This window comes from Acidobacteriota bacterium, assembly GCA_030949985.1.
In the GTDB taxonomy this organism is placed as follows: domain Bacteria; phylum Acidobacteriota; class Polarisedimenticolia; order J045; family J045; genus JALTMS01.
Genome location: JAUZRX010000017.1, coordinates 187,040 through 206,562 on the forward strand (window position 1 = coordinate 187,040; position 19,523 = coordinate 206,562).

The window sequence follows — 19,523 nt, forward strand, 5'->3', positions numbered from 1 at the left end:
CCGATTGGCTCATAAATCCCGTCCGGCGGGTTTCGCGCCTCGCGCCACGGCGGAAACGATGATACACACTCGAACACCTTTGCAAAGGGCAGGGCAGTCATGAATCGGCAAAAAATGCGGCAGCGCCTGGCAGAAGTTCTGCGCGAGCACTCCCTCGAGCGGGGGCACTTCGTGCTGGCCAGTGGCAGGACTTCCGACTACTACCTGGATTGTCGGCGGACGACTCTGCATCCGGAGGGGGCGCTGCTGGTCGGGCGACTGCTCTGGATGGAGATCTGCGGCCGGGGCTGGAAGGCCGCGGCCGTCGGGGGCCTGACCCTGGGCGCCGACCCGGTGGCGACCGCGGTGGCGATCGCCTCCCAACTCGAAGGCCGGGGAGTCGGCGCCTTCATCGTCCGCAAGCAGGCCAAGGCCCACGGCGCCCGGCGCCGCATCGAGGGGCAGCTGCCCGCCGCCGGTGGCGTGGTGCTGGTTGAGGACGTGGTCACCACCGGCGGCAGCACCCTCGATGCCGCCGCGTGCGTGCGGGAGGCCGGACTCGAGATCCTCGGCGCTCTGGCGGTCGTGGACCGGGAAGAGGGCGGCGCCGCAGCCCTGGCGGAGGCCAAGATCCCTTTCGGGGCTCTCTTCACGGCCCGGGAACTCCTCGCCGGGGCCTGACGGCCCGCAGGTCCGAAGTGGCCGGACAGCCTGTCCGCTTGCCGGACTCCCGGGGCCGGCGAGGGTCACTGTCGTCTTTGTAAGTCATTGAACCAGGTGACCTTACCTGTTTGCACGGCTCTTGCATACCCTTTCGCCGCCAAGGAGAAAGGGAAGGAAGCCGAATGTACAGAGAAAGCGCCCAGGAGAACCTCCTCGATGAACTGACCCGGCTCGTCGGACGTCCGACACCCGTGGTGCGAGAAGCCTTGACTCGCCTGCTCGACGTCCTGGGCCGGAACTTGGAAACCGCCCCTCTTCGCGCTCTGAGCCCCTATCCCATGACCGCCTGGCGGGCCCTGGCGCCCGCGGCCCCGGCGGCCGAGCAGAGCTGGACGGCGCTCGCTTCCGCCGGCCTGAGCGCCGAGGAGGTCTTCACCGCGATGGCGGTGATCGACGACCACGTGCGCCGCTACTACGGCAACGACGCCTGGAGTCGGGCCGGCGAGTGGAGTGCTCGCCTGGCCCAGAGGCATGGCCTGGACCTGGCCACGCCCCGCCCGGCGTCCCCCCTCGCTCGGGTCCGCGCCGCCCTCCTGTGAAACGCGGGCCCTCCCCCGACCGGGAGGGGCGCTTCGAGCGGGGGGAGGCGGGAACGGCTGCGAGGCACTAGATTCCCGGCAGGAAGCAGCAGATCTCGCGGAGTTTGAGTTATGGTCGAGTCCAACGTCGGATCCAGTCGATCCAGGGAACTCAGAAAGCACCTGGCCGAACGCTTCGACCTCGACGAGGCGACGGTCAGTGCCGCGCTGATGACCCTCGTCGGTGCCATTCACGAGCGCCTTCCCCACTCGGTGGAGGTCAGCCTGGTTTCCTGGATTCCCGAGACCTGGGGGTTTCTCCAGGAGGGAGGCCGGGAGCTGTTCGGCGCCTCCGTCCGCGGAGAAGAGGCCATCGAAGAGCGCCTGGTGGCCGCCGGGCTGCGGGCCGACCAGGCCGCGGCCTTCGTCGCCGAGTGGGTCGCTTTCCTCGAGCGGCGCTGCGGGCGGTCCCTGGCCGAGGCCCTGCGCCGTCGGGTCCCGGAACTGGCCCGATTCGAGGCGGGGGCCAGCGCCACCTGAACCCCCCGGGGCCTTTCGTCCGGCTCCCCGAGCCGCTCACCGGGAACGCCCGGAGGCGTCGAGGGTGAGGAATCGCCTTTTCAGTGCCCTGTTTCCAGCGTAGTTTTGCCGCTGCGTGGCTGAGCGCAGGAGCGGGGCATGACCCAGGCAGTGATCGAGCAGACCGAGGGCGTCGTCCGCCGCAGGCCGCATACCGGGATCTCCCGACTCTTCGTGTTGGCCTTCGTGGCGGCGTTTCTCTCCGTGGCGCTCTGTGGCGCCTTGTGGGCGGCAGGCGTGACTTCTCCGGGGGCTCTGCGGTTGAGGTTCAGCGAGCCCTACAGGCTCGCCACGGCCCTGGCCGGCCGGCATCCCCTCGTGATGCAACACCTGGGTGTCGTCGAGGGTTACGGGCCGCCCGGCGGTCAGCTCGATGGCGCCGGAGGATGGTGCGAGTTGCGGCTCTGGGTCCAGGGCTCCCGCGCCGATGGCCGGCTCGAGGTGCGGCTCGACCGGCGGGGCGGTCAGTGGTTCTGGGGTTGGGCCAACCTGCGGCTCGAAGACGGCCAGCTGATCACTCTCGATACCCCCTGACCCGTCTCACTCACCGCGCAGGAAAGCGGTCAGAACCTTGAAGGCGCGGCCCTGGGCGTCTTCGCTCCAGCCGTTGGCCCGGGGGTCGAAGAGATCGGTTCCGGCGCCCTCGATCGCCTCCACGCGGGCCGTGACACCGGCGGCCTCGAAAGCCTCGGCGATGGCCTGTCGCTGGGCCCGGTGGAAGACGCCGCTGGCCCCGCCCACCAGCAGCAGCACCGGGGCCCGGCAGCCCGCGAGAGCGTCGGGAGTCCACTCGAGCAGGGTGGAATCGAGGGCCACCGCCGCAACGTCTTCGGCATGACGCCGGGCCCAGGTGTAGGCCCAGTAGCCTCCCACGGCGCTGCCGAAGAGGGCCACGCCCCGGTCATCGCTGCGCGGATCTTCCCGCAGCCGCCGGGCGGCGGCATCCAGCAGGGCCAGGGCCCGCCGTTCGGCCACACCCTTCTGGAGTTCTTCGACGGCCAGCCGATGCCGCGGTTCGACCCCGTCGAAGAGGTCGGGGACCGCGACGAGGAACCCCGCTTCCGCCAGCCGGCGGGCCTGGTCGCGGATCTCGGGGCTCACCCCCCAGCGGCTGGGCACGAGCACCAGCGGGTGCAGGGAGGCATTCTGGTTTTCGGGGCCGACGACGAAGAGACGGCCGGCGGGCTCGACGCCGGGGGCCTTCTCCCACGATCCCGGCTGCCCCTTGTCGGCGGGCTGCGGGCTGGCGGGGGGCGGCTGGACGATGGACGCCAGCGGCCGGCCGTAGGAGAGTTCATCCTCGTTCCGGGCCGTGCAGCCGCAGGTCAGGGCCAGGCTCGTCGCGGTGACGAGCAGCAGCAGCCGCAGAAGTCCCACCTTCATTCGGATCGCTCCCTTCCTGGCGTGGTGCCCGCCACGGGCAGGGATTATGCACGAAGCGGCGCCGGGTGGCAGGGCTCAGGTCCGTCCGCCCAGGAGCCGATAGACCCGTTCCACCTGCCGCCGGGTCTGCTCGACGGCGTGCCCGTTGTCGATGACGTGGTCGGCCAGGGCGATTTTTTCCTCCTCCGGCATCTGGGCGCCGATCCGTCGCCGGGCCTCTTCGACCGACAGCCCCCGCCGCTCCACCAGGCGGCGCACGCGGACCTCCAGGGGGGCGGTGACCACCACCAGTCGGTCGAAGCGGGTATGACGCCCGGTTTCCACCAGCAGCGCCGCCTCGTAGATCAGTACCCCGGGAGGTGGATCGCGCTCGAGGATCCGGGCGATGCGGGCTTCGCTGACCTCGATCACGAGTGGATGGAGCAGGGCTTCGAGCCGCCGTCGGGCCGCCGGGTCGGAGAACACGCGCCGTCCCAGGCGGCTCCGGTCGACGCCCCCCCGCGGGTCGAGGACCTCTTCGCCGAAATGCTCGCGCACGGGGGCGACTCCCGCGCCTCCTGGAGCCAGGAGCTGGTGAACGATGGGGTCGGCATCGATGACCGCGGCGCCGAGGTCGGCGAAGATCCCGGCCACGGTGGTCTTGCCCGTGGCGATGCCCCCGGTCAGGCCCGCCAGCAGGCAGCCGCCGTGCCGAGCGGGGGAGGGCATGGTCAGCCCGTCCATCCTGCGCTGCGGCGGGCTCCCTCGAGGGTGTTTTCCAGCAGCATCGCCACGGTCAGCGGACCCACGCCTCCCGGCACCGGTGTCACGGCCCCGGCCCGCTCCCGCGCTTCGCCGAAGTGCACGTCGCCGACCAGGGTGTGGCCCTTTTTGAGGAAGCGCTCCCAGCGGCGCGGCTGGCCGCTGAGCAGGTCCTCGGCCAGTTCCCGGTCGTCGACGCGGTTGATCCCCACGTCGATCACCACCGCGCCCGGCTTGATGTGGCGTCCGCGGATCAGTCCGGGCCGGCCCACCGAGGCGACGAGGACGTCGGCCCGGGAGCAGACGGCCTCCAGGTCACGGGTCCGCGAGTGACAGACGGTCACCGTGGCGTGGCGGGCGAGCAGCAGCAAGGCGGCCGGCTTGCCGACGATGTTGGAGCGTCCGACGATCACCACCTCGGCCCCGCGAAGCGAGGTGCCCGCCTCGTCCAGCTGGGCCAGGATGCCCTTCGGGGTGCAGGGGACGAAGCCGCCCTGCTGGCCGAGCAGGAGTCTGCCCGCGGAAACCGGATGGAAGCCGTCGACGTCTTTTTCCGGCGGTACGGCCTGCTGGATCTCCTCCGCATCCAGGTGGTCGGGGAGGGGGAGTTGGACCAGGATGCCGTGGAAACGCGGATCGTCGGCCATGCGGCCGATGGCGTCGAGCACCTGGGCGCGACTGGCCTCGGCCGGCAGGCGCAGGATCTGCGAGTGCATGCCGGTTTCCAGCGCGGACTTCTCCTTGTTTCGCACGTAGACCGCGCTGGCCGGGTCCTGGCCCACGAGTACCACTCCCAGGCCCGGAGGATGGCCGACCCGGCGGACGAAGTCTTCCACGCCCCGGGCGACCTGTTGTCGGATCTTGGCGGCCAGGGCTTTGCCGTCGAGGATGCGGGCGCTCACGGTTGCTCTCCTGCGGCGGCCGGGGCGGCCACCGGTACCTTGTCGAAAGGAATGCGGATGCGGTGGGTGGTGGAACCCACTTGGACGAAGGGGAGTTCGAGGAGTAGCCGGCGGGCCTCCGGCGAGGGTTCGGGGAAGATCAGCAGCCCTTCCCGGCGGCTTCCCGGGGCCAGGTCCACGGGGCCGTCGAGGAGCCCCTGCATGAACCGGCGCACCTCCGAGGCGGCCGGCCCCGACTCCCGGTCGGGTCGCAGCCACTCGAAGGCCCGGGTGTAGTCCAGCGGCGCGGTGCTGACCCGGCCCTTGTCGGGCCACAGCCGCAGGCTCTGGGTCTCGAGATGGACGGGCAGATCGCCGGTGGCCGCGATGGTCAGCCGCAGGGTCAGCCAGCGGCGACGATCGCGCCGCCCGGCGAGCGGGTCGCCGGTATCGGGGAAGCGCCGGCGGATCCAGGCCGCCCGCTCGGAGGCGGACAGGGCCTGGACCTCCACGTGCAGTCCCGGTCTGTCGAAGCGCACGACGGAGGAGGGGGCGAGGGGCCGGCCCTGAGCGTCGAGGGGGGCCATGACCCAGGGGCCGGCGGGGGGCCTGGAGCCCGCGCAGTTCCCCAGCAGGGCGCATACCAGAACCGGCAGCAGGAGCCTCCGCATCGTGACCTCCTCGAGCCCGGCCGCGGAGGCGGTCCGCAGATCGCCGACGGGCTCTCGTGGCGCCGACAGCATAGAATGATCGTTTCGCCCAAGCTAGGAGCCGAAGCGCTGATGGAGTCCTACATCCACGTTCGTGGTGCCGCCGAGCACAACCTGAAAAAAATCGACGTGCGGATCCCCCGCCACCGGCTGGTGGTGGTCACCGGCGTCAGTGGGTCGGGGAAGTCCTCGCTGGCCTTCGACACGATCTACGCCGAGGGGCAGCGCCGCTACGTGGAGTCCCTCTCGGCCTACGCCCGGCAGTTTCTCGAGATGATGCAGAAGCCCGAAGTCGAGTCCATCGAAGGACTTTCACCGGCGATCTCCATCGAACAGAAGACGACCTCCCGCAACCCTCGCTCCACCGTCGGGACGGTGACCGAGATCTATGACTACCTGCGCCTGCTCTTCGCGCGGATCGGCCGGCCCCACTGCCCGCACTGCGGCAAGGAGATCACCCGGCGCACCGTGCAGCAGATCGTCGACGCGGTGCTCGAGCTGCCGGAAGAGAGCCGGGTGCAGGTGCTGGCCCCGGTGGTTCGCTCGCGCAAGGGGCATTACCGCAGGGATCTCGAAGGCTGGGCCAGGCAGGGCTTCGTCCGCGCGCGCGTCGATGGCAAGATCATCGACCTCGATCAGCCCCCGGACCTGGACCGGAAGAAGGTCCACGACATCGACATCATCGTCGATCGCCTGGTGCTGCGGGACGACATCCGCGGCCGCTTGACCGACTCGGTGGAGACGGCTCTCAAGCTGGGGGAGGGCCTGGTGCGGGTGCTCGTCGGTCCGGACGCCGAGGAACGGCTCTACTCCGAGCATTACTCCTGCCCGGAGCATGGCGTTTCGATTCCCGAGATGAGCCCCCGGGCTTTCTCCTTCAACTCGCCCTACGGCGCCTGTCCGGCCTGCAGCGGCCTGGGAGTGGATCGGGAATTCGACCCGGAGAAGATCGTCGTCGACCCCGATGCGCCCGTCGTTCGGGGCGCCATCGAGCTGTGGTCGGGCCAGGATTCCTATCTCGGTGAGATGGTGGCGGTGGTCTTGCGGGCCCACCGCGTGCCGGTCAACACCAAGTGGAAAGATCTGCCGCGCCGGGTACAGCGCATCGTGATGTACGGCTCGGGCAAGGAGGAGTACGACTTCGTCTTCCGTTCCGACCGGTCGCGCTATGCCGTCCGCCGGCCCTTTGAAGGAGTGATCCCCCGTCTGCTCCGCCGCTTGAAGGAGACTTCTTCCGAATCCGTGCGGGAGGACCTCGAGCGTTACATGTCCTCGTCGCCCTGCTCGGAGTGTGACGGCGCCCGGCTGCGCCCGGAAGTCCTGGCGGTCACCGTGGGGGCGAAGAACATCGCCGAGGCGACGGCCATGACCGTCGAGCAGGCGGGCCGGCATTTCCGCTCGCTGCGCCTGACGCGCCGGGAGCGTCAGATCGCCCGGCTGATTCTCAAGGAGATTCGCGAGCGCCTCGGCTTTCTCGAGAACGTGGGGTTGGGCTACCTGACCCTCGACCGGGCGGCGGCCACCCTCTCCGGTGGAGAAGGGCAGCGCATCCGGCTGGCGACCCAGATCGGATCCCGGCTCACCGGGGTGCTCTACGTGCTCGACGAGCCTTCCATCGGCCTGCACCAGCGGGACAACCGCCGCCTGCTGGATACCCTGATGTCGATGCGGGACCTGGGGAACACGGTGATCGTCGTCGAACACGACGAAGAGACCATCCGCAGCGCCGACCACGTGATCGACCTGGGTCCGGGCGCCGGAGAACTCGGTGGCGAGGTCGTCGTCGCCGGCACCCCGGAACAGGTCGCCGCCTGCCCGCGCTCCCTGACCGGACAGTACCTCTCCGGGAAACGGCGGATCGAAACGCCCGCGCGGCGGCAGGCGCCCGACGGGCGCTGGCTGACCGTACGGGGAGCCCGGCAGCACAACCTGCAGAACATCGATGCCCGTCTCCCCGTGGGCCTGCTGACCTGCGTGACGGGGGTTTCCGGCTCCGGCAAGTCGACCCTGGTCAACCAGACCCTCTACCCGGCCATGCGTCGCCATTTCGGCATGCTCTCCGAGCGCCCCGGTGAGCACGACGCCATCGAAGGTCTCGAGCACTTCGACAAGATCGTGGACATCGACCAGTCGCCGATCGGTCGCACGCCCCGCAGCAACCCGGCGACCTACGTGGGGTTGCTCACGCCGATCCGCGAGCTCCTGGCCCAGGTCCCCGAAGCCCGGGCGCGAGGCTATCGTCCCGGACGTTTTTCCTTCAACGTCAAAGGCGGGCGCTGCGAGGCCTGCGAAGGTTGCGGAGTGATCCGCATCGAGATGCACTTCCTGCCGGACGTCTTCGTGACTTGCGAAGAATGTCGCGGACGGCGCTACAACCGGGAGACTCTCGAGGTGCGGTGGAAGGGGCGCTCGATCGCCGAGATCCTCGAGCTGACCGTGGCCCAGGCCCTGGAGTTTTTCTCCGCCGTCCCCCAGGTCGAGCGGCGGCTGAGCACCCTGGTCGACGTGGGGCTCGGTTACCTGCGCCTGGGCCAGCAGGCCACGACTCTTTCCGGCGGGGAGGCCCAGCGGGTCAAGCTGGCCAAGGAGCTCTCCCGGCGCAGTACCGGCCGCACCCTCTACCTGCTCGACGAGCCCACCACCGGACTTCACTTCGAGGACGTGCGCAAGTTGCTGGAGGTACTCGTACGGTTGCGCGACGAGGGCAATACCATCGTGGTCATCGAACACAATCTCGACGTGATCAAGACCGCCGACTGGGTCCTGGACCTGGGTCCCGAGGGGGGCGCCGGGGGGGGGCGGATCGTCGCCGAGGGGACGCCCGAGACGCTGGCGGCACAGCGGGAGTCCTGGACCGGGCGTTACCTGGCGGATCATCTCTGACCCCCGTTCGGGGGGCGGTGTCGGCCGGAGGGGGGGCGCCGGCGGAGGGTGTATCCCGCCGGCGGCGATTGCATCCCTTGGAAGGACCGCGGGCGCCCCCCCGCTCGGAGTCCGACCGGGATAGACTGCCCCTTCCGCAGGGGGGCGCCCGCGGTCACTTACCCGTCCCCGTCGCCTGCCCCGGGCAGGCAGGAGGTTGAGCCGATGCGAGTCCAGTGGGCCGCGGCCTTTGTCGCCGCGCTAACCGTGGGTGGGACCCTGGCGGCCGACCCGCCCCTGACGCTCTCACGAGCCGCCTGTACCGCGCTGGCCAACAGCCGCGCGGTGCTGGCCGCCGATGCCTCCGCCAAGGCCGCCGCCGCGCGGGCCCGCCAGGCCCGTGCCCACCGGCTGCCCCAGGTGGACTTCTCGGAGGTCTACCACCGGACCGACAGTCCGGCGGAGAGCTTCGCCCTGCAACTCAACCAGGAACGCTTCGACATGCAGGCTTTCTTCGGGTCGGATCCCAACGACCCGGATCCCCTCACCACCTGGATCTCCCGCCTCGAGGTGGTCCAGCCGATCTACACCGGCGGCAAGCTCTCGGCGCGGATCGCCCAGGCCTCCCTGTTCAGTCAGGCCGAGGCTCTCGGGAGCCGGCACACCCTCGAGCAGGTGACCTTCGAAACCATCACCGCCTATACGAACCTGGCCAAGGCGCGGGAGTACCTGGGGCTGCTCGAAAAGGCCCGCAACACCACCGCCGAGCACGTGGCCCTGGCCGAGGACTATGCCGAAGAGGGGTTGATCGTCGAAGCCGAGTTGCTCAAGGCCCGGGTCTACCTGGCCAAGATGGGCGAGTTGGTCGAGCAGGCCCGCAGCGGCGCCGAACTCGCCGCCGCCGCGTTGAATTTTCACATGGGGTTGCCCCAGTCCACCAGTCACGAACTGGCGCCCCTGCCGCCGACTCCGACGATCGAGGGCGACCTGGACCAGTGGATCGAGCGTGCCCTGGCCGCCCGGCGTGATCTGGGAGCCGCCCGGCACAAGCTCGAGGCGGGACGGCTGGAGGTCAAGGCCGCCACGGCGGGCTATCGCCCGGAAGTGGCCCTGATCGGTCGTTACGAGTGGTACGACGACGTCGCCTTCGGCAACCACGGCAAGTCCACCACGTTGATGGGAGTCGCGCGCATCAACCTTTTCCGGGGTGGTGCCGACAAGGCCGCGCGGGCGGCGGCACGGCACCAGGCCTCGGCCTGGGAGTCCAACGTTCAGCGCTTCGAAGAGGGGGTGACCCTGCAAGTGCGCCAGGCCTGGCAGGAACTGCTCACCGCCCGCGCCCGCCGCGAGACCGCCCTGGCCTCGCTGGCGGCGGCGGAGGAGTCCCTGCGGGTGCGCGAAGAGCGCTTCCGGCAGGGGCTGGACAAGATGATCGACCTGCTCGACGCCGAAACTCAGCTTCGCGAGGCCTCGGTGCGCGAGCTGGTGGCCCGTTACGACACGACGCTGGCCACGTACCGGTTGCTGCATGCATCCGGGCTGTCCCTGTTCGAAGCCGAGCATCTTTCGGAGGAGTGCCGATGAAGACCCGCAGCGCAGTTGCACTGAGCCTCGTTGCCCTGCTGGCCCTGTTGGCCGGCTGCAGCAAGAAGACGCCTGAAAAGGCGGAGGCCGCCTTCGAGCCGGTCCGGGCCCACATCGTTCCCGTCGAGCGCTTGAGCCGACAGGAGCAGATCGAGGTCTACGGGTTGGTACAGCCGGGCCGGCAGTCCTTCCTCTCGGGCCGGGTCGTGGGTCCCGTGGTGGCGGTGAAGGTCGACGCGGGCCAGCGGGTGGCCAAGGGTGACGAACTGGTGGTCATCCAGCCCCAGGCCATCGAGGGCCAGGTGGCTCAGGCCCGCGGAGCCCTGGCCCAGGCGGAAGCCGCCTTCGCGATGGCCGAGAAAAACTTCCTTCGCTTCGAGCGACTGCACGAGAAGAAGGCCGCCTCCGACGTGGAACTGGACATGGCGCGCATGCACTACGAGCAGGCTCAGGGCGCCGTGCAGCAGGCGCGCGGGGCGGTCGAGGCCGCCCGGGCGGTGGCCCAGGACGCCGTCATTCGCGCCCCCTTCGACGCCCGGGTGGTCGACACCCTGGTGGAGGTGGGAGACCTTGCGGCACCCGGCCGTCCCCTGGTGCGGGTGGAGTCCCTGTCGGGGTCTCAGCTCTGGCTGAGCGTGCGGGAGAGCGACATCGCCCGTATTCAGCTCGGTGACCGGCTGCCGGTGGCCTTCGACTCCCGTGCCGACCTGGGTAAGGTCGAGGGGGTGGTGGACGAGATCCTGCCGGCGGCGGACCCGGCGACCCACACCTTCACCGTCAAGATCGGGCTCGAGGGGCTGGCCGTGCCTTCCGGCATCTCCGGACGGGCCTGGCTGCCCGGCCCGGTGAGCGACGCGCTGGTCCTCGACCAGGCCGCCGTGCATCGGCGGGGTGGACTCGAGCTGGTGGTGGTGCGGGACGAGGAGGGACGCGCCCGGACTCGGGCCGTGACCACCGGCGCGAGGGTCGATGGGCAGCGTGTCGAAATCCTCTCCGGCCTGGGTGAGGGGATGCAGGTGGTACTCGACGCTCCCGGGCCCCTGGCCGACGGAACCCCCGTGGAGGTGTTGCGATGAGCGATCAGGACTCTGCCGGCCGGGAGGCCCTGCGAAAGAAGATGACCCGCAGGCCCCTCGGTGCGTCGGGACGGATTGCCAAGGCCTTCCTGGAATCCAAGCTCACGCCCCTGATGGTGGTCTTCTCCCTGCTGCTCGGCGCTTTTGCCGTGATGATCACGCCGCGGGAGGAGGAACCCCAGATCAAGGTGCCGATGATCGACGTGATGGTGGGTTTTCCCGGCGCCACCGCCGAGGAAGTCGAACACCGCGTCATCACACCGCTCGAGAAGCTGCTCTACGAGATCGAGAACGTCGATTACATCTACTCCACCTCCCAGCCTTCCGGCGGGATGATCATCGTGCGTTTCCTGGTCGGCACCGACCCGGACCAAGCCGTGTTGCGGGTCCACGCCAAGATCCAGTCGGCCCTCGACGGGCTGCCCGCGGGAGTCATGAGGCCCGTCGTCAAGCCCCGGAGCATCGACGACGTGCCCGCGGTGGCCTACACCCTGTGGAGCGAGACGGCCACGCCGCTGGAGCTGCGTCGGGTGGCCGAGGAACTCAAGGTCGAGCTGACCCGCCATCCGCGGGTGGCCCAGGTCTGGGTGCTCGGTGGTCAGCGCCGCGTGGTGCGGGTGGATTTCGACCGGGAGAAGCTGGGCGCGTTCAACGTCTCCATGCTCCAGGCGTACCAGGCGCTCCAGGGTTTCAACTGGCGCCTGCCCGCGGGCCATACGGTGAACCTGAACCAGGAGATACCGGTGGATGTGGGAGCCTTCCTTCGTGACGCGGACGAGATCGGCGACGTGGTCGTGGGTGTCTACGGCGGACGGCCCGTCTACCTGCAGGACGTGGCCCGGATCCTCGACGGTCCGGAAGAGCCGCAGACCTATGTCTGGATGGGCTCCGGGCCCGCGGCCCGCGAAAAGGGCATCGAGCATGCCGGTCTCGACGCGCCCGCGGTGACCCTCGCCGTGGCCAAGAAGGCGGGGACCAACGCCGTGGAACTGGTGCGGGACCTGGATCGACTGCTCGGCGGCCTCGAAGGCAAACTGGTGCCTTCGGATGTCCGCATCACCAAGACCCGCGACTATGGCTTCACGGCCAACGAGAAATCCACCGAACTGATCGAACACATGCTGATCGCCACTTTCGCGGTGGTGATCTTCATGGTCTTCGCCCTGGGGCGCCGCGAGGGCCTCGTGGTCGCCGTCGCCGTGCCCGTGACCCTGGCGCTGACCCTGGCGGCCTCCTATTTCTTCGGCTACACGCTCAACCGGGTCACCCTGTTCGCGCTGATCTTCGCCATCGGCATCCTTGTCGATGACGCGATCGTCGTGGTGGAGAATATCCACCGGCACTACAAGTTGGGCTGGGCCCACCCGCGCCTGACGACGGTCTACGCGGTCGACGAGGTGGGCAACCCCACCATCCTGGCCACCTTCACGGTGGTTGCCGCGTTGATGCCCCTGGCCTTCGTTTCGGGCCTGATGGGGCCCTACATGCGGCCGATTCCGATCAACGCTTCGGCGGCGATGCTCTTCTCGCTGCTGGTGGCCTTCATCATTTCCCCCTGGTTGACCTACAAGCTCTTCCACCGCACGGCCGAACACATGGCGGCGGGCGGGAGCGCGTCGCAGGAGGACGAGACCGAGCAGGAAGGTCGCCTGCACCGGATCTATGCCCGGCTGATGAGCCCGATGCTGCGCTCCCGCTGGCTGCGCTACGGTTTTCTGTTCGCCGTGGTCGCCTTGCTCCTGCTCTCGACCGTCACCGTACCGACTCGTTTCGTGACGGTGAAGATGCTGCCCTACGACAACAAGTCGGAATTGCAGGTGATGATCGACGCCCCCGAGGGATTCACCCTCGAGCAGACCAACGCCGTGGCCCGGGAGCTCGCCTCCGTGTTTCAGGAGATTCCCGAAGTCACCGACTACCAGGTTTACGTGGGCACGTCCGCACCCTTCAACTTCAACGGCTTGGTCCGCCATTACTTCCTGCGCCGCGGAGCCAACGTGGCGGACATCCAGATCAACCTGGTGGACAAGCACGCTCGGGACACCAAGTCTCATCCGCTGGCCAAGCAGATCCGGGAGAAGCTCCTGCCCATCGGCCGTCGGCTGGGCGTCAATGTCAAGGTCACGGAGGTCCCCCCCGGTCCACCGGTGCTCTCGACGCTGGTGGCCGAGATCTACGGTCCGAGTCTCGAGGGGCGGCTGGAAATCGCCCGCCAGGTGCGGCGGGTCTTCGAAAGCACCGAGGGCGTGACCGACGTGGACTGGTATGTCGAACAACCGGCTCCGCGCTGGGAGGTCCGCGTGGACCGGGAGAAGGCCTCCCGCTCCGGCGTCACGCCCGAGCAGGTGGTGCGCACCCTGCGGGTCGCCCTGGCCGGTGCCGAGGCGGGCCTGGCCCATGTGGAAACCGCGCGCGAGGCGGTGCCCATCGTCCTGCGCCTGGACCGCGCCCAGCGGGCCCGGGTCGGCGATCTGCTGCAACTGACGGTTCATGGTGCCGAGGGGCAGATGGTGCCGCTGTCCGAACTCGTCGAGGTCCACAGCACGACCCGTGAGATGTTCCGCTACCACAAGAACCTTCAGCCGGTGACCTATGTCATCGGGGAGGTGGCGGGTGAGGCCGAGTCTCCGGTCTACGCCATCGCCAACATGGCAGACGCGATCGGGGAGATCGTCACGCCTCTCGGCGAGAAGTTGCCGGTGATTTCCACCCACCTGCCCGAGGACCGCTCGCGCTACATGATGAAGTGGGACGGTGAGTGGCAGATCACCTACGAAGTCTTCCGAGACATGGGCATCGCCTTCGCGGTGGTGATGGTCTTCATCTACGTACTGGTGGTGGGCTGGTTCCGCTCGTTCATCACGCCCTTCATCATCATGGCGCCGATCCCCCTGACCCTGATCGGCATTCTGCCCGCCCACGGCCTGCTGGGTGTCTTCTTCACCGCCACTTCGATGATCGGTTTCATCGCCCTGGCGGGGATCATCGTCCGCAACTCGATCCTGCTGGTGGACTTCATCGACCTCGAACTGGAGGCCGGCGAGTCTCTCGAAAGCGCCGTGTTGCGGGCCGGCGCCGTGCGCTTCCGCCCCATCGTGTTGACGGCCGCCGCCCTGGTTGTGGGCGGACTGGTGATCTACCTCGACCCGATCTTCCAGGGGCTGGCGGTGGCGTTGATCGCCGGCGTGATCGTCGCCACCCTGCTGACCCTGGTGGTGATCCCGCTGCTCTACTACATGTACCTCAAGACGGTGGGACCCGAGACGGTGATCCGCCGGGAGGCGTGAAGTCGTGAACAGGGCAGGCTGACAGCCCGGCTCAGGACAGGGGCGGGTCGTCCGGCACGGACCCCGAGCCGCGCATCCACTGCCAGGCCCGGCGAAGGGCGCCGCCGCTGCGGGTGGTGGCGCTGCGGGCGGCCTCCTTGAAGGCCCGGGACATCTCCGGGGCGAGGGTCCGGGAGACCATCGCCGAAAGGCGCCGGGCCATCTCCCGCCAGGTGGCGGCGGACCAGGGCTTGATGCCCACGCGCCGGCTGCGCAGGGAGCGGCAACGGGCCACGGCGGCGTCTCCCAGGCGCACGGTGAGCAAGCCGTTGACCAGGCCCTGGCCCACGGGCCCCGCCAGGCGCGTGGTCCACGAACCGACCATCTCGGCGGCGACCGACGAGGCGCTCTCCGCCAGGCGGTCGAGCAGCCCCGCCGTGGCGGCCGAGGCCAGCACGTCGCGCACGATCCGCAGGCTGGACACCAGGCCCGGGCGTCCCCCGTAGAGCGTCGCCAGGCGTGCCATCAGGTCGAGGTTGCGCAGGAGGGTGATCAGCACATCCAGCAGGGAGGAAGGGTTGATCGCCGTCAGGGCCGCCACCTGGCAGGCCGCCTGCCAGACCTCCTGGCGGGCCTTGCGGTCGAGGGGCTCGAGTGCCAGGTCGACCTGGTTTTCCACGGCCTGGACCAGTTCCCCGGCCGGAAGGTCCGCATCGAGGGCGGCGATCCGGTCGAGGGCCGGTCCGATCCCGGTCGCCGCTTGAGGGTCCAGGGCGGGGTTGGCGCTTTGTCGTTCCAGGTACTGGCGGGCGAAGCGGAGGTAGGCCCTGGCCTGGCGGGGAGTCCAGCCTTCCGCGGGCGGAGGCAGTTCGGGGGGCATCAACACCCGGGGCACCGACCACCAGCGCCAGGCCAGGGAGCCGGCGAGAACGACCGTCGCCGCCATCAGCAGGCCCGTCACGCTCCACGCCAGGGCGGGGTGGATGCCTGCCAGCAAGGCGTGGAGATGCAGCCATTCGAGGACGAAGACCGACAGGCCGGCCACCAGGGCGAAGATGAAAATACGGCGGGCCCAGGTCCAGGCGATCGCGAGGGTGTCGGCCAGGCTGGTCAGGCTGCGGCTCAAGGCGCCTCCCCGCTTTCCGGCCGGCTGCCGCGCCGGTTCAGGACGTCATCTGGCTGTGCAGCGTCTCGTCCCAATCGCCGGTGAACAGCCGGAAGATCCACCCGCCACGCTTCTTCAGCCGCATGTAGGAGGCTTTCAGATCGAGCACGAGGGTGATGCGGCGGGAACGGGAGTTGAGTTCGCCCACTTCGTGGGTGGCGACGGGTTCGAAGCCCATCACCCGGGTGTGGAACTGGTAGGGGCTGTGGGGGTCGTCCTCGAAGACATCGGTGATGTAATGGGTGTAGCCCTTGGTCACCGTCTCCGTGCTCGCCGCCTTCATCAGGGCCGCGACGACGATGATGAACTTGCGGTACTCGGGAAGGACGGCGAAACGGCCGATCTCGGCGATCCGGTGATCACGGACGAACTGCTCCACGTCCAGGTCCTTGCCGATCAATTCGAAGCCGTACTTGGCGTAGAGTTCGAGCGGCGGATCGTAGAGGACGCGCAGCACCCCTACCGGGCGTCGATCGACCGTGACGGTGAACCAGGAAATGTCGTCTCGGCTCAGGTCGGCTTCGGGGAGTTGGGTGTGTTCGTCGCCGACCCAACGCTTCTCGTCGCGGTAGGTCGAGGCCAGCACCTCGAGGGCCTGCTCCCGCTGTTCGGCGGACTCCACGCGAAAAACCGCGATCCGATCCTTGAGTGCCATCACGCGCCTCCCGTGGCCCGAGGCTGCCAGGTCTTGCCGGAGAGTCGGGCCAGCTCGGACATCAGCCGATGATGCCATGATCTGACCGCCGCTGCCGGTGCCCGCCGCCCCACGTGTTCGGTGGGAGGATGAAGGGGGGCGCCCACATGGAGCGCCAGCCGGGCCTTGTCGGAGATCGGCCGGTCCGGTGGATGTTCCGGAAAACGGATGCCGGCCGGGACCACCTTGACCCCGGTCTCGAGGGAGAGGCGGGCGGCGCCGGGGTGTCCGGCGAGCAGCCGGCCCGGATCGCGGTTGACCGTTCCTTCCGGAAAGATGCCCACCGCCGCGCCCGCCTCCAACCGCCGGCGGGCCTCCACCAGGGGGGGGTGGTCCGGCCGGTAGAGGGGCTTGAGCAGGTTGAGGAAGCGGGGGCGCGCGTCCTTGCGGACCACCGTGATCGTCTCGGACAGGCGGAAGATCAGGTTCAACCCGGGGTAGAGGCGGAAGTTCCAGTCTGCCAGGAAGTGCACCAGTTTCCCCGCCCGCGCGACGATCAGCAGCGTGGGGATCAGCACCGCCTCCACGCGCTGGCTGTGGTTGAGCACCAGGATCAGGGGATCCTGGTGCGGGGCCAGGTGTTCGAGGCCTTCGACGTGGAGGATCCGCTCGCGGAACGAGGCCAGCACCAGGCGGGCGAGAACGCGACCCAGCGGCCGGTGCCCGTAGGGCAGGGGCTGGCGGAGGATCTCGGCGGCGCTCAGGTCCTCCCGTGGCGAGAGCGAACCGCGATCTGCCAGGCTGCGGCCACGGGCCGGATCTTGTCGGCCGGGCCCGGTCTTCATGGCCTGTCGACGAAGACCAGGGGATCGACGCTGATGTCGGCGGGCAATGGATAGTCGGGCCCGAAGGAGGGCGCCAGCCTCAACGAGTCGAGACGGATGTCGGCTGTGCCTTCGGCGAGGCCGTCGAAAACCAGGATCAGGTACTGCCGGGCGCCTCCGAAGGTCAATCCGGTCTGGGGCGTGTCGCTGCGGTAGTAGCGCACGTGGACCTGGCCGGGAGAGGAGGTGACTTCGAGGGTCGTTTCCTTCTCCGGCGTGCTGAAGTCCGCCTGGTCGAAGAGTGAGTCCGTCAGGATGTAGGGCTCGCCTTCCTGGGCGTGTCCGGGGGGAAAGGTGGACAGGGCGGCGATGGCCGGATCCCAGCTCAGGGTGAACTCCATCTCCGCGAGGTTGCACGAGGGCGAGACCTCGAGGGCCAGGCTCGCCGAGCGTGGAGCCACCAGGGGGGGATCGATCTGGGGCGGGTCCACCAGGACGATGCGGGCGAAGCGGGCGAAGGTCGGGCCGGGTACCAGCAGCTCGGCGGTATCCGACTCACCCGTCGCGTCGAGCGTTCCCGTGACGACGATGGCCCGTCCGTCCAGGCGCTCGACGGAGAAGACCGAGGTCGCCTGGCCGCTGATCTCGGCGGTGACGGCCGTGGCGGGGTCGAAGGAACCGCCGCTGTCGGAGGAGAAGGTCACCGCGGCGTTGCCCACCACCTGGCCGTCGTCGGCGAAGATCGTGGCCACGGCGGTGGCCTGGCCGAGTTGGGTTTCGGGATCCGGGCAGACCTGGGTCGGGGTGATGCCCACCACGATGCGCTGTTCGCCGGGATCGACGAGGACGTCGTCGTTGCAGCCCGCCGTCAGCAGGGCCAGTGTCACCGGCAGGGTTGCCGCCAGGATCATCAGGGAGCGCTTCATCGTCGACTCGAGCCTCGCTCTTCGCGGCCGCGCCCGGCCCTGCGGCCGGTTGCTCGCGCGGCCGGATTGTCGCCGCCCCGAGGCCGGGGCGCAACTCGCCGGTCGGGGTGTCGTTGACGGGGAGAGTCGAATACGCGGATGATCGCGCCCCGCGGGAGGAGGTGCCGGGCTTGGGCAAGAGGAAAAGGCGCAGCACCGCCGTCGAGGCGGACATCCTGGTGATCGGCGGCGGCCTGGCAGGCCTGGCCGCCGCCGTCGCCTGTTCCTCCAGGCCGGGAGAACGCCGCCTGAGGGTGCACCTGGTCGGTGGCGGGAGGGGGGGCGCGCCGGGCCCCCTGGTCCTGTTCTCTCCCGAAGCGCAGCGGGAGGCCCGCGGATTGCTGGGCGACAGGATGCCCGACGGATGGGCCGTGGAATCGGACCAGGCCCTGTGGGCCGGCCCGCGGCGCTGGCGCCGGCTGCCCTGGAAGGGCAGCGGCCCGCGGCGCGACCACCGCGTCTACGATCGTGACCGGTTGCTCGCCGCCCTGGAGGCGACCGCCCGGGAGCAGGGGGTGGAAACGCATCCCGGGGCCCGCGCCCTGTCGTTGCTCTTCCGTGGCGAGCGGGTCGTGGGGGCGGTGGTGGGGTCCGCCGCCGGCCTTCGGCGCGACCCCCTCCGGGCTGCCGGGACCTGTATCGCCGACGGCAGCGCCGGCTCACTCTCCCGGGCCTTGTTCGACGCGGCTCGGCTCGGCGAGGGCAAGGGCGCGCCGACCTGGGGTGGCCTGATCGAGGAAACCTGGCGCCGGTCGGAGCGTCAGCCCGGCTCCGGCCAGGTGCTGCGGAGCTTCGGCTGGCCGGCGCCCCGGGGTCTTTTCGGAGGGGGCGTCGTCATCGAGGGCGCCGACCGGGTGACCGTCCGCTTCCTCGTGGAAGTCGGGCCGCGAGCCGCGGGGATCGATCCCTGGGCGCTCCATGGCCGCTGGCGCCGTCATCCGGTGGTCGCCGGTCGGCTCGAGGGCGCCGAACTGCTGGCCCGCCGTGCCGGTTTGCTGCCCCTTGGCGGCTACTGGAGCCTGCCCCGGTTGGCCGCAGCGGGCGCCGTCCTGGCCGGTTCGGCGGGGGGACTCTTCGACCCCTGGACGCTGGAAGGGGCCGACCTGGCCCTGCTCTCCGGCGCGCGGGCGGGCCGTACCCTGAGGGGAGCCGTGGCGGAGGGGGAGTGCGCGGCGGCGCGGCTGATGGCCTACGACCGCCAGGTCAAGGACTCGGTGGTGGGACAGCAACTCTTCGCCGGCCGCCGTTTCGCTCCCCTCGCCGCCCGCGGTGCGATGGCCCTGGCGACGGCCAGGCTGCTCGAGCCCCTGACCCCCCGGCGGGATCCGCGGCTGGGGGGCGCGGACTTCCCCGTGGCGGTGCCGGAGCTGCCCCGGGAAGAGACCTTCAGCGTTCGCGCCGGCGGCGCCGCGGCGCGAGCCTGGTTGATCGATGCCGAGCAGTGCCGCCGGTACTGCACCCGCGACCGGCCGGCGCCTTGCCTGTCCTTCTGTCCCGCCGACGTGTTCCGCCCCGCCCCGTCCGGCCAGGGCGTGGTGATCGAGGCCGAGCGCTGTGTGGGCTGTCGCATCTGCCTGGCTGCCGACCCTTTCGGGGTGGTGGGAGTGTCGCCCTGCATCGAGGACTGATGACC

The 19,523-nt window shown here is 69.7% G+C and carries 17 protein-coding genes; 9 read left to right on the forward strand and 8 right to left on the reverse strand.

The features are described from left to right. Window positions 1-99 precede the first annotated feature (99 nt). The 4 genes from pyrE (at window position 100) to Q9Q40_04455 (ending at window position 2,333) form a co-directional block, all read left to right on the forward strand. Window positions 100-660 (forward strand): orotate phosphoribosyltransferase, encoded by a 561-nt coding sequence (gene pyrE, locus Q9Q40_04440; GenBank protein MDQ7006458.1) that lies wholly within the window; start codon window positions 100-102, stop codon window positions 658-660. A 164-nt stretch (window positions 661-824) separates the two neighbouring features. Further along, window positions 825-1,241 carry a hypothetical protein gene (locus Q9Q40_04445; protein ID MDQ7006459.1) on the forward strand — a complete coding sequence of 139 codons (417 nt, stop codon included), beginning with the start codon at window positions 825-827 and terminating at the stop codon, window positions 1,239-1,241. Between the two features lie 111 nt (window positions 1,242-1,352). Next, window positions 1,353-1,760 carry a hypothetical protein gene (locus Q9Q40_04450; GenBank protein ID MDQ7006460.1) on the forward strand — a complete coding sequence of 136 codons (408 nt, stop codon included), beginning with the start codon at window positions 1,353-1,355 and terminating at the stop codon, window positions 1,758-1,760. Window positions 1,761-1,898: 138 nt separating this feature from the next. Beyond that, the gene (locus tag Q9Q40_04455) at window positions 1,899-2,333 is read left to right on the forward strand and encodes a cytochrome c oxidase assembly factor Coa1 family protein (protein MDQ7006461.1); all 435 of its coding nucleotides are present in this window, start codon (window positions 1,899-1,901) and stop codon (window positions 2,331-2,333) included. A 6-nt stretch (window positions 2,334-2,339) separates the two neighbouring features. Here Q9Q40_04455 and Q9Q40_04460 read toward each other — a convergent pair whose 3' ends face one another. The 4 genes from Q9Q40_04460 to Q9Q40_04475 all read right to left on the reverse strand — a co-directional run bounded on the left by Q9Q40_04460 (window position 2,340) and on the right by Q9Q40_04475 (window position 5,475). Next, window positions 2,340-3,182, reverse strand: coding sequence for a dienelactone hydrolase family protein (locus Q9Q40_04460; GenBank protein MDQ7006462.1), 843 nt, complete (start codon window positions 3,180-3,182; stop codon window positions 2,340-2,342). A 75-nt stretch (window positions 3,183-3,257) separates the two neighbouring features. Then, window positions 3,258-3,890 carry a dephospho-CoA kinase gene (gene coaE / locus Q9Q40_04465; GenBank protein MDQ7006463.1) on the reverse strand — a complete coding sequence of 211 codons (633 nt, stop codon included), beginning with the start codon at window positions 3,888-3,890 and terminating at the stop codon, window positions 3,258-3,260. Window positions 3,891-3,892: 2 nt separating this feature from the next. Beyond that, the gene (locus Q9Q40_04470) at window positions 3,893-4,825 is read right to left on the reverse strand and encodes a bifunctional 5,10-methylenetetrahydrofolate dehydrogenase/5,10-methenyltetrahydrofolate cyclohydrolase (GenBank protein ID MDQ7006464.1); all 933 of its coding nucleotides are present in this window, start codon (window positions 4,823-4,825) and stop codon (window positions 3,893-3,895) included. Further along, window positions 4,822-5,475 (reverse strand): hypothetical protein, encoded by a 654-nt coding sequence (locus tag Q9Q40_04475; GenBank protein MDQ7006465.1) that lies wholly within the window; start codon window positions 5,473-5,475, stop codon window positions 4,822-4,824. Before Q9Q40_04475 ends, Q9Q40_04470 begins: the two co-directional genes overlap by 4 nt. Before the next feature lie 111 nt (window positions 5,476-5,586). On the opposite strand from Q9Q40_04475, the gene uvrA reads away from it, so the two are divergent. The 4 genes from uvrA (at window position 5,587) to Q9Q40_04495 (ending at window position 14,323) form a co-directional block, all read left to right on the forward strand. Next, the gene (gene uvrA / locus Q9Q40_04480; protein MDQ7006466.1) at window positions 5,587-8,397 is read left to right on the forward strand and encodes an excinuclease ABC subunit UvrA; all 2,811 of its coding nucleotides are present in this window, start codon (window positions 5,587-5,589) and stop codon (window positions 8,395-8,397) included. Window positions 8,398-8,601: 204 nt separating this feature from the next. Next, the gene (locus Q9Q40_04485; GenBank protein ID MDQ7006467.1) at window positions 8,602-9,960 is read left to right on the forward strand and encodes a TolC family protein; all 1,359 of its coding nucleotides are present in this window, start codon (window positions 8,602-8,604) and stop codon (window positions 9,958-9,960) included. Then, a complete protein-coding gene (locus Q9Q40_04490) occupies window positions 9,957-11,036 on the forward strand; it encodes an efflux RND transporter periplasmic adaptor subunit (protein ID MDQ7006468.1) in 1,080 nt (359 codons plus the stop codon). Before Q9Q40_04485 ends, Q9Q40_04490 begins: the two co-directional genes overlap by 4 nt. Then, a complete protein-coding gene (locus tag Q9Q40_04495; protein MDQ7006469.1) occupies window positions 11,033-14,323 on the forward strand; it encodes an efflux RND transporter permease subunit in 3,291 nt (1,096 codons plus the stop codon). The genes Q9Q40_04490 and Q9Q40_04495 overlap by 4 nt, the downstream gene beginning before the upstream one ends. Window positions 14,324-14,354: 31 nt before the next feature. Here Q9Q40_04495 and Q9Q40_04500 read toward each other — a convergent pair whose 3' ends face one another. The 4 genes from Q9Q40_04500 to Q9Q40_04515 are packed head-to-tail and all read right to left on the reverse strand — an operon-like array spanning window position 14,355 to window position 17,851. Further along, on the reverse strand, window positions 14,355-15,428 hold the full coding sequence (locus tag Q9Q40_04500) for a YcjF family protein (GenBank protein MDQ7006470.1): 1,074 nt from the start codon (window positions 15,426-15,428) through the stop codon (window positions 14,355-14,357). A 37-nt stretch (window positions 15,429-15,465) separates the two neighbouring features. Continuing rightward, complete coding sequence (locus tag Q9Q40_04505; protein MDQ7006471.1) at window positions 15,466-16,122, reverse strand: GNAT family N-acetyltransferase; 657 nt, start codon at window positions 16,120-16,122, stop codon at window positions 15,466-15,468. Further along, window positions 16,122-16,946, reverse strand: coding sequence for a lysophospholipid acyltransferase family protein (locus Q9Q40_04510; GenBank protein ID MDQ7006472.1), 825 nt, complete (start codon window positions 16,944-16,946; stop codon window positions 16,122-16,124). Before Q9Q40_04510 ends, Q9Q40_04505 begins: the two co-directional genes overlap by 1 nt. Next, window positions 16,943-17,851: a hypothetical protein gene (locus Q9Q40_04515; protein ID MDQ7006473.1), complete on the reverse strand. Its 909-nt coding sequence runs from the start codon at window positions 17,849-17,851 to the stop codon at window positions 16,943-16,945. The genes Q9Q40_04510 and Q9Q40_04515 overlap by 4 nt, the downstream gene beginning before the upstream one ends. Before the next feature lie 170 nt (window positions 17,852-18,021). Between Q9Q40_04515 and Q9Q40_04520 the strand changes: the two genes are divergently transcribed. After that, window positions 18,022-19,518 (forward strand): FAD-binding protein, encoded by a 1,497-nt coding sequence (locus tag Q9Q40_04520; GenBank protein MDQ7006474.1) that lies wholly within the window; start codon window positions 18,022-18,024, stop codon window positions 19,516-19,518. Window positions 19,519-19,523 lie beyond the last annotated feature (5 nt).

What these genes read in the sequence shown, in the direction of transcription:
- pyrE (MDQ7006458.1), top strand. Translation starts at nt 100, where the DNA reads ATGAATCGGCAAAAAATGCGGCAGCGCCTGGCAGAAGTTCTGCGCGAG.
- Q9Q40_04445 (MDQ7006459.1), top strand. Translation starts at nt 825, where the DNA reads ATGTACAGAGAAAGCGCCCAGGAGAACCTCCTCGATGAACTGACCCGG.
- Q9Q40_04450 (MDQ7006460.1), top strand. Translation starts at nt 1,353, where the DNA reads ATGGTCGAGTCCAACGTCGGATCCAGTCGATCCAGGGAACTCAGAAAG.
- Q9Q40_04455 (MDQ7006461.1), top strand. Translation starts at nt 1,899, where the DNA reads ATGACCCAGGCAGTGATCGAGCAGACCGAGGGCGTCGTCCGCCGCAGG.
- Q9Q40_04460 (MDQ7006462.1), bottom strand. Translation starts at nt 3,182, where the DNA reads ATGAAGGTGGGACTTCTGCGGCTGCTGCTGCTCGTCACCGCGACGAGC.
- coaE (MDQ7006463.1), bottom strand. Translation starts at nt 3,890, where the DNA reads ATGCCCTCCCCCGCTCGGCACGGCGGCTGCCTGCTGGCGGGCCTGACC.
- Q9Q40_04475 (MDQ7006465.1), bottom strand. Translation starts at nt 5,475, where the DNA reads ATGCGGAGGCTCCTGCTGCCGGTTCTGGTATGCGCCCTGCTGGGGAAC.
- uvrA (MDQ7006466.1), top strand. Translation starts at nt 5,587, where the DNA reads ATGGAGTCCTACATCCACGTTCGTGGTGCCGCCGAGCACAACCTGAAA.
- Q9Q40_04485 (MDQ7006467.1), top strand. Translation starts at nt 8,602, where the DNA reads ATGCGAGTCCAGTGGGCCGCGGCCTTTGTCGCCGCGCTAACCGTGGGT.
- Q9Q40_04490 (MDQ7006468.1), top strand. Translation starts at nt 9,957, where the DNA reads ATGAAGACCCGCAGCGCAGTTGCACTGAGCCTCGTTGCCCTGCTGGCC.
- Q9Q40_04495 (MDQ7006469.1), top strand. Translation starts at nt 11,033, where the DNA reads ATGAGCGATCAGGACTCTGCCGGCCGGGAGGCCCTGCGAAAGAAGATG.
- Q9Q40_04505 (MDQ7006471.1), bottom strand. Translation starts at nt 16,122, where the DNA reads ATGGCACTCAAGGATCGGATCGCGGTTTTTCGCGTGGAGTCCGCCGAA.
- Q9Q40_04510 (MDQ7006472.1), bottom strand. Translation starts at nt 16,946, where the DNA reads ATGAAGACCGGGCCCGGCCGACAAGATCCGGCCCGTGGCCGCAGCCTG.
- Q9Q40_04515 (MDQ7006473.1), bottom strand. Translation starts at nt 17,851, where the DNA reads ATGAAGCGCTCCCTGATGATCCTGGCGGCAACCCTGCCGGTGACACTG.